The following is a 7135-nucleotide window of genomic DNA, read 5'->3' on the forward strand; positions in this document are numbered from 1 at the left end:
AGTTCATGAAAGCTATATTGAGGCAGTTTTTACTTTCGCAAGAGGTCTAATATATTTAATATTTTAATTATAGAGATATTGATTAATTAAACAAAAATATAAGATAAAAATATGACCATTATTTTTAATAATAATTTTTTAATAAAAAATAAATATAAAGGTGTTGAGTAATTTTTGTTAAAAAATAAAAAAAGGAAACCTATAAATCGATAATATGAATTTTCTGAAATTACATTGAATAGAATTGACACAGATTTAAATCTTAAAAATAAAAAATAAAGAGTAAATTAATAAGTGTCGTTATTAAGCGATGTTCATAATCAAAAGAGGAAATAGTCATGGCTAATCAACAGCAAAATAATCCGAACCAACAGCAACGTGATCAACAACAGCAACAACGTGATCAACAGAAACAACAACCTGGTCAGCAACAGCAGCAACCTGGCCAACAACGTCAATCAAATCAACAACAGGATCAGAATCAGCAAAGTTCTCAACGTGACCAACAGAACCGATAAGCTGAAATACTAAATATGGTTTTAACTTAAGATAGAAATATAAATGAATACATGCAACTGAAAAACAGCGCTAACTATTGAGTAACCCTGATGATAAAAATCAGGGTTTTTCTTTATAGGAATTTATACAGACCGGTATTGCCGCAACTACCATTGAAATGATCAGGATCGGGCGGAAACCAGTGTCGGCGCGATCTACCATCTTTTTCAAAACAAAGAAGGGATCGTGTCTGCGCTATATTTAGCTGCTTTAAAGGATCAGTCTAGTCGCCGTCTGGAAGCTTTATCCCAGGTTCAAGGTATAGAGCAGGGTATTCATGCCATTATCCAGAGCTATATTGATTGGGTGGTAAGCTATCCCGACTTTGCCCGTTTTCTTTATGCTGCACATCACTCGGTACAGACAGGCGGACATTATCAGACTCTAGAACAAAGCAATAGCGAGCGTAATCAGGACTTAAAAGCATGGCTGGTAAAACAGCCAGATGCAGAACGTTTAAAAGCTATACCGACCGCTTTATTGATGTCTTTGGTGATCGGGCCAACTGAAAGTTATTGCTGTGCCTGGCTGTCGGGGCGTGTCAAGGATTCTCCCCAGCAATATATACAGGCATTAGCGCAGTCTGCTTGGGATTCGCTACAGCATTTTTCCAAAATTTAAATGCCTGTAAATCGAAGAAAAAGATCAGAAGAGAAAATTCGATAGTCTTTTTAAATCTAAAAAACCGATAGTTTTTATAAAAAGTTACGGTTTTACCTATCCATGGTTTTTAAGTATTCTTAGTTCATCGAATGAATTCCCACGAACTGATAGGAAAAGTCACATGAGTTTAATCAATACTGAAGTTAAGCCATTCAACGCAACTGCTTACCACAACGGTCAATTCGTTGAAGTTTCAGAACAGGACATGAAAGGCAAATGGTCTGTTGTATTTTTCTATCCTGCTGACTTCACTTTCGTTTGTCCAACAGAATTAGGCGATCTTGCTGATCAATATGCTGAATTCCAGAAACTGGGCGTAGAAATCTACTCAGTCTCTACAGACACGCACTTCACGCACAAAGCTTGGCACGATACTTCTGACGTGATTGGTAAAATCCAGTACCCAATGATCGGTGACCCAACTTGGACTCTGGCGAAAAACTTTGAAGTGCTGATCGAAGCTGATGGTCTGGCAGATCGTGGTACTTTCGTGATCGACCCAGACGGTAAAATCCAGATCGTTGAAATCAACGCCGGTGGTATTGGTCGTGACGCACAAGAACTGCTGCGTAAAGTAAAAGCAGCTCAATACGTACACGCTCACCCAGGCGAAGTTTGCCCAGCTAAATGGAAAGAAGGCGACGCAACTCTTGCTCCTTCAATCGACCTAGTTGGTAAAATCTAATTCGATAAAGCTTAATCGAAACTAAAAAAATCCAGCCCTCAGCGCTGGATTTTTTTATTGTCTGTTGAAAATAGCCTTGATATTTAAATCATGATTTTAAGCACCGGATCCAAATAAGTAGATGTGCCAAAGTCTAAGCCTGGAATCGTTTTATTTTTGCAATCCTGCATCCTAGCAGTGCTGTATTGTTCATAGTTTATACAGCATACAATGGCTGCATGTTCATCCTATTGCGTATAGGAGTAAAAAGATGAAAAAAGTCATTGGTGTTTACCGCAATCAAAACATGCATTGGGTCGGTGACGGCTTTCCGGTGAAAAACCTGTTTTCCTATGACCGTCTCGGTCAGGCGATTAGTCCGTTCCTGTTGTTGGATTATGCAGCACCCTACCATTTTGATCCGACCACCATACAGCATGGGGTGGGTTCACATCCGCACCGCGGTTTTGAAACCGTGACCATCGCTTATCAGGGTGAAGTTACTCACAAAGATTCTGGCGGTGGTGGCGGTACCATTCATGCTGGTGATGTGCAGTGGATGACGGCCGGTGCCGGTGTGGTCCATGAAGAGTTCCATTCTCCAGACTTTGCCAAACATGGCGGCCTGTTTGAAATGGTGCAGCTTTGGGTGAATTTGCCAGCCAAAGACAAAATGATCACACCACGTTATCAGGCTTTAACTACGGTTGATATTCCACGCATCGAGATGGATGAAGGTGCAGGGCATATCCGAATCATTGCCGGTGAATTTGGTGAACATCAGGGGCCGGCACACACTTTTAGCCCGGTGAATGTTTGGGATGGTGAACTGAAAGCCGGGTATGAAACCACATTGCATGTGCCTGCAGGTCATAATGCCTTGTTGGTAGTGTTAAGCGGGGAGCTGATCGTAAATGGTACCCAAAAAGTATTGGACAGCTCCATCGTGATATTTGCCCGTGATGATGATCCTGCCATTCAGTTACAAGCCTATCAGGACACGAAATTCCTGCTGTTAACTGGTGAGCCGCTGAATGAACCGATTCAGGGTTATGGTCCCTTTGTAATGAATACCAAGGAAGAAATCATCCAGGCTTTTCAAGACTTTAACAACGGAAAATTTGGCGAGATTCCAGACACAGCTGAATAAAAAATGTCAGTCGAACTCGCATTTTCCTACTCCGCAAAAACAAAGAAGCCTCTGCAATGCAGAGGCTTTGGATATATTGTGCGCTGTAGATTATTCTGATCATGGGTATTATTCGAGCCATCCGTCACTGTGGAGCGTGCAGTGGCTGTCATTTTATTATGCAAGCAATTATAAAGATATTGGGTAGTTTTGTAAAATCATTTTTGAAATTTTGGTCAACTTAAATACATTGATTTTAAAATAAAAATTTTAAATAAATTCATAAATAACCAACAAAAGCAGAGATTTATAAACTGTATGTTTTTTTAGAGAGAAATGTAAAAAATTATGAATTTACATCTGCTTAGCTTATCGAGAAAAACTTGCATTCTGGAAGATTTTAATACCCTAAAAGATGCTAGCTTGGTACATAATTTCTAAAAGTTAATTTTTAATGATGGATGATCAGTTTGGATATCGCAGTTATTGGTAGTGGCATGGCCGGACTGGCTACCGCCAGAATTCTTCAGGATGCAGGACATCACATCACGATTTTTGAAGCGCTGCCAGGACGCGGCATGGACAGTCATAGCCTCGAGTTTGAAGGCGGGCTGATTGATGCACCCCTGCGCGTGATGAATCCTTACTTGTGGAAGAACACGCTGAGTCTGGCGACCCATCTGGGGATTACCACCTATCCGGTACGCACCTACATGGCCTGCAGCTGGCTGTTTGAGGAGAAAACTGAAACCTGGCTGACCACCTCACGTAGCCGTATCGGTAATTTCCCGATTATTAATAACCGTAAAGGCATCCAGCAGTACGGCTGGCGTCTGGTCAAAGGTATGTTGCAGCTAAAAACGGCACTGCACAAATTCTTTAAATCAAAACATCAGGACATCAGCCTGGCAGAATTTATCAATCGTAACGAGATTGAAGAAGTGTTCTGGCATGGTGCGGTGATGCCGGTGCTTTACACCATCTGTACCTGTAACCCGAAAACCATTGGTGAATGGCCTGCGAAACCTTTGCTGATTTTCCTGCGCCAGCTGACCGATGGTGATGCCTTGCTGCGTATGCAGGGTGGTACACCGGCACTGGTGGACAAGTTGATCGAAGGCATCGAGATTGTCAGTGGTGCAAAAACCACACTGGTGCAACAGCAGGGTGAACAGGTACGTGTGGAAAATGCGGCTGGTTATTCCAAACTGTTTGACCGTGTAGTAGTAGCCACACCGACCAACAAGATTGATGAATTCTTGGATCAGGAACAGTTCGGATATGACATCGAATTGCTGAAAAAATTCCAGTTTGAGCAGGGTGAGCTGGTGATTCATACCGATCCAAGCGTGATGCCACCAAAACGCAAAGACTGGGCAGTGCTGAGCTATATGATGGATCGCAAGTTTACCCGTCAGCAGTTCACCGTATGGCTGAATGCGGTTGAGCCAACACTGGTCGGTAAATCTCCGGTATTCCAAACCTGGCGTCCGGTGACTGAAATTGATCCGAAGAAAATCATTTCTTCCGTGACCCTCACTCGTGCCGTGGTAGATGCCAATACCCTTGCCCTGAACAAGGAAGTGCAGAAACGCCATCTGGAGCAGGGCCGTAAGGTGTTCTATTGTGGTTCATGGTCGTGCGATGGCCTACCAATTCTGGAATCTGCGGTGACTTCCGCGATGAACATTGCAGAAATTTTCGGTGCGCCGTTGCCATTCAAGGGTTTAAAACCGAAAATCGAGGTTGCACCGCAACTTGGCTATTAAGCATGAAACTGTTCCAGGCACTTCGACAGCGTTTACCTGAGCATAAATATGCCATTAATGCGGCATTACTTGGGGATCTCTCGTGGTTGCCCTGGAGCAATCTGGGATACTGGCAGGCAGGACAAACAGACTATGTAGCAGCTTGCCAAGCCTTGGCCGATCATCTGGCTCAGGCAATCCATTTAAATGCAAAAGACAAACTGCTGGATCTTGGCTGTGGTCAGGGTGCCAGCTTGCAACATTGGCAGCAGCATTATCAGGTGCAATATCTGGCGGGTGTTGAGTTGCAGCAGACCTGTGTCAGCAAGATTCAGCAGCATCTGCCTGAGCTGAATGCCATCTATAACGCTTCTTTCCTTAGACTTAAAGACATCCGTTTTCCGCAGAAATTCGACGCTGTAGTCTGTATTGACGCGGCCTATCACAGCAACATTCCAGAACTGCTGGAACAAATGCGTTCCGTTTTGAATTCAAAAGCACGCATCGGTTTTCATCACTTAGCCTTGTCCGAGCGCTGGAAAACTTTAAATTCATTTCAAAAACGTAAATATCAGTTTTTACTGAAATCAGCCGATGTGAATTTAAATAATCTGATGAGTGTCGGTGCGCTGTATGAATGTTTGGACCAGCATGAATTTATGGATATTCAGGTGGAAGATTTATCAGAGGAAGTTTTTGCCAGTTTTGCCCGTTATGTCGAGCAGGATTTAAATGCAAAAGGCTTTGCCCAGTCTGTGCAGGCATCCAAGCTGGATCATTTTAAAATCCAGATGACAGCCAAACTGTGCCGAAAACTATATGAAGATGGGGTGGTGCGTTATGTACAGATTAGCGCCACGGCCCAGCACTAAAAAGAATTAAAGATAGTCGCCCAAAGAAAAATGCAGGCGCCAGAAACATCAAAGCCTCACTAAAAAGCGAGGCTAAGAAAATGGTGCCGGCACACGGATTCGAACTGTGGACCTACTGATTACAAGTCAGTTGCTCTACCAACTGAGCTATGCCGGCGTTATGGTGTGCATTCTACAGAATTTTTTAGGTGTTGCAAGCCAAAAAATAACCGTTCAAATGCTTTGTCTAAATTTTAGTTAGCTCTGGATTTGTATGCCAGATGTTATGTTTAAAACTAAAAATAGAATAGGTTTTACTTTGTGAAATCGCCCACATTGGATATTGGATATTGGATGCTGTGGGCGAGGTGGAATTTAGAATTATTTTAGTGAAATATAAAAATCAGGGTTATCGGCTTTTCAGTATTCGATCAAGGTCTTGGGCGCATTCCTCCAGGGTAAAGGCCATGTCAAACTGCATTTGAGGTTTAAGTTCCTGAGCGAGGCTTCTCCACTGTTCAATAAGTTTTAGTGCTTTCTGGATTTTGTGTTTGTTGACGTCCTTGGCAATGGTCGGGGTGTAACCGCCACGTTTAGCGTTTTTGATCTGTTTGATATAGTTGGCGCTGTTATTCATGTGATCTCCCGAATAGCAGGGTTTCTATTGGCTTTTTTATTTGAATCAAGATCAATGCGTGGTTGGTTAAATTTTTGGTTTTTGTTCTCCTTGTATGTGCCCGCTAAGAGCAACATAACATAGCTTTGATGACAAGAAAATTAAGCTATTTTTGTGCCAATCTATAAACTTATTAGTAGTATTATTTTTTATAATTGAGAATTTATCACTTTATTTTCATACCTATGATTGAAGCTTACAAAAAATTTATTAAAAAATTTAATAAAGAAGATGATATTCCATTTTCTTGTCCTACATGTGCGCGTCAAACTTTAGTTTGGGATGATGAATGTTGGCATCAATATCAAACCGCTTTAAGTAAGAAAGAACAAAAAGAATGTGATGAATTTGAACCAGAATGGACACGTTATATTTTTTCTGGAGTTCTGAAATGTGTGCATCATAAATGCGGTGATAAGGTCATAGTTTGTGGAGAAGGTACAATAGAGGAAAATTATACGGACTATATTTTAACGGAAGAGGGTTATTGTCCCTGTGAAAGAGAATTTATTGATGTTTTTACACCGAGATATTTTCAACCAGCATTAAACCTTTTTAAGGTGCCTGATAAGGTGCCAAGTGAAATAAAAGATATTATTTATGAATCTTTTGCTCTTACTCTAAGTTCTCCAAGTTCTGCTGTTAATAAACTGCGAATTGCTATCGAAATTCTTCTAACAGAATTTGGGATTCAGGGTAAAGATAGGAAAGGAGCTTTTGTAAGCTTAGATCAAAGAATAAAAAGTATTGAACAAAATCATATATTATAGGACTTTCCCAACATTTTTTTATTATTTTTTTTTTTTTTTTTTTTTTTTTTTTTTTTTTTTTTTAAAAAAAAAATAT

General features: G+C 41.1%; 8 protein-coding genes and 1 tRNA gene. 7 read left to right on the top strand and 2 right to left on the bottom strand.

The genetic code is table 11. The features are described 5' to 3' along the window. Positions 1-338 precede the first annotated feature (338 nt). The 6 genes from GW12_RS04055 (at position 339) to GW12_RS04080 (ending at position 5634) form a co-directional block, all read left to right on the top strand. Positions 339-518 (top strand): hypothetical protein, encoded by a 180-nt coding sequence (locus GW12_RS04055; RefSeq protein ID WP_034583772.1) that lies wholly within the window; start codon positions 339-341, stop codon positions 516-518. 226 nt (positions 519-744) lie between these two features. Beyond that, positions 745-1179 (top strand): TetR/AcrR family transcriptional regulator, encoded by a 435-nt coding sequence (locus tag GW12_RS04060; RefSeq protein ID WP_227504124.1) that lies wholly within the window; start codon positions 745-747, stop codon positions 1177-1179. Positions 1180-1342: 163 nt separating this feature from the next. Then, positions 1343-1906, top strand: coding sequence for an alkyl hydroperoxide reductase subunit C (ahpC, locus tag GW12_RS04065; protein ID WP_034583775.1), 564 nt, complete (start codon positions 1343-1345; stop codon positions 1904-1906). 250 nt (positions 1907-2156) lie between these two features. Next, entirely contained in the window at positions 2157-3035 is an 879-nt protein-coding gene (locus tag GW12_RS04070) for a pirin family protein (protein WP_034583777.1), read from the top strand. Positions 3036-3475: 440 nt separating this feature from the next. Then, positions 3476-4783, top strand: coding sequence for an FAD-dependent oxidoreductase (locus GW12_RS04075; protein ID WP_034583780.1), 1308 nt, complete (start codon positions 3476-3478; stop codon positions 4781-4783). A gap of 2 nt (positions 4784-4785) precedes the next feature. After that, complete coding sequence (locus GW12_RS04080; RefSeq protein ID WP_034583782.1) at positions 4786-5634, top strand: cyclopropane-fatty-acyl-phospholipid synthase family protein; 849 nt, start codon at positions 4786-4788, stop codon at positions 5632-5634. An 81-nt stretch (positions 5635-5715) separates the two neighbouring features. Here GW12_RS04080 and GW12_RS04085 read toward each other — a convergent pair. Both GW12_RS04085 and GW12_RS04090 read right to left on the bottom strand, forming a co-directional pair. After that, a tRNA-Thr gene (locus tag GW12_RS04085) sits at positions 5716-5791 on the bottom strand. A gap of 231 nt (positions 5792-6022) precedes the next feature. Further along, complete coding sequence (locus tag GW12_RS04090) at positions 6023-6250, bottom strand: hypothetical protein (protein WP_034583795.1); 228 nt, start codon at positions 6248-6250, stop codon at positions 6023-6025. A 224-nt stretch (positions 6251-6474) separates the two neighbouring features. Here GW12_RS04090 and GW12_RS04095 point away from each other — a divergent pair, with 224 nt between their 5' ends. Continuing rightward, positions 6475-7059: a hypothetical protein gene (locus GW12_RS04095; protein ID WP_034583819.1), complete on the top strand. Its 585-nt coding sequence runs from the start codon at positions 6475-6477 to the stop codon at positions 7057-7059. The last annotated feature ends 76 nt before the right edge of the window (positions 7060-7135 follow it).

This window comes from Acinetobacter sp. HR7, from assembly GCF_000773685.1.
Classification (GTDB): Bacteria; Pseudomonadota; Gammaproteobacteria; order Pseudomonadales; family Moraxellaceae; genus Acinetobacter; species Acinetobacter thermotolerans.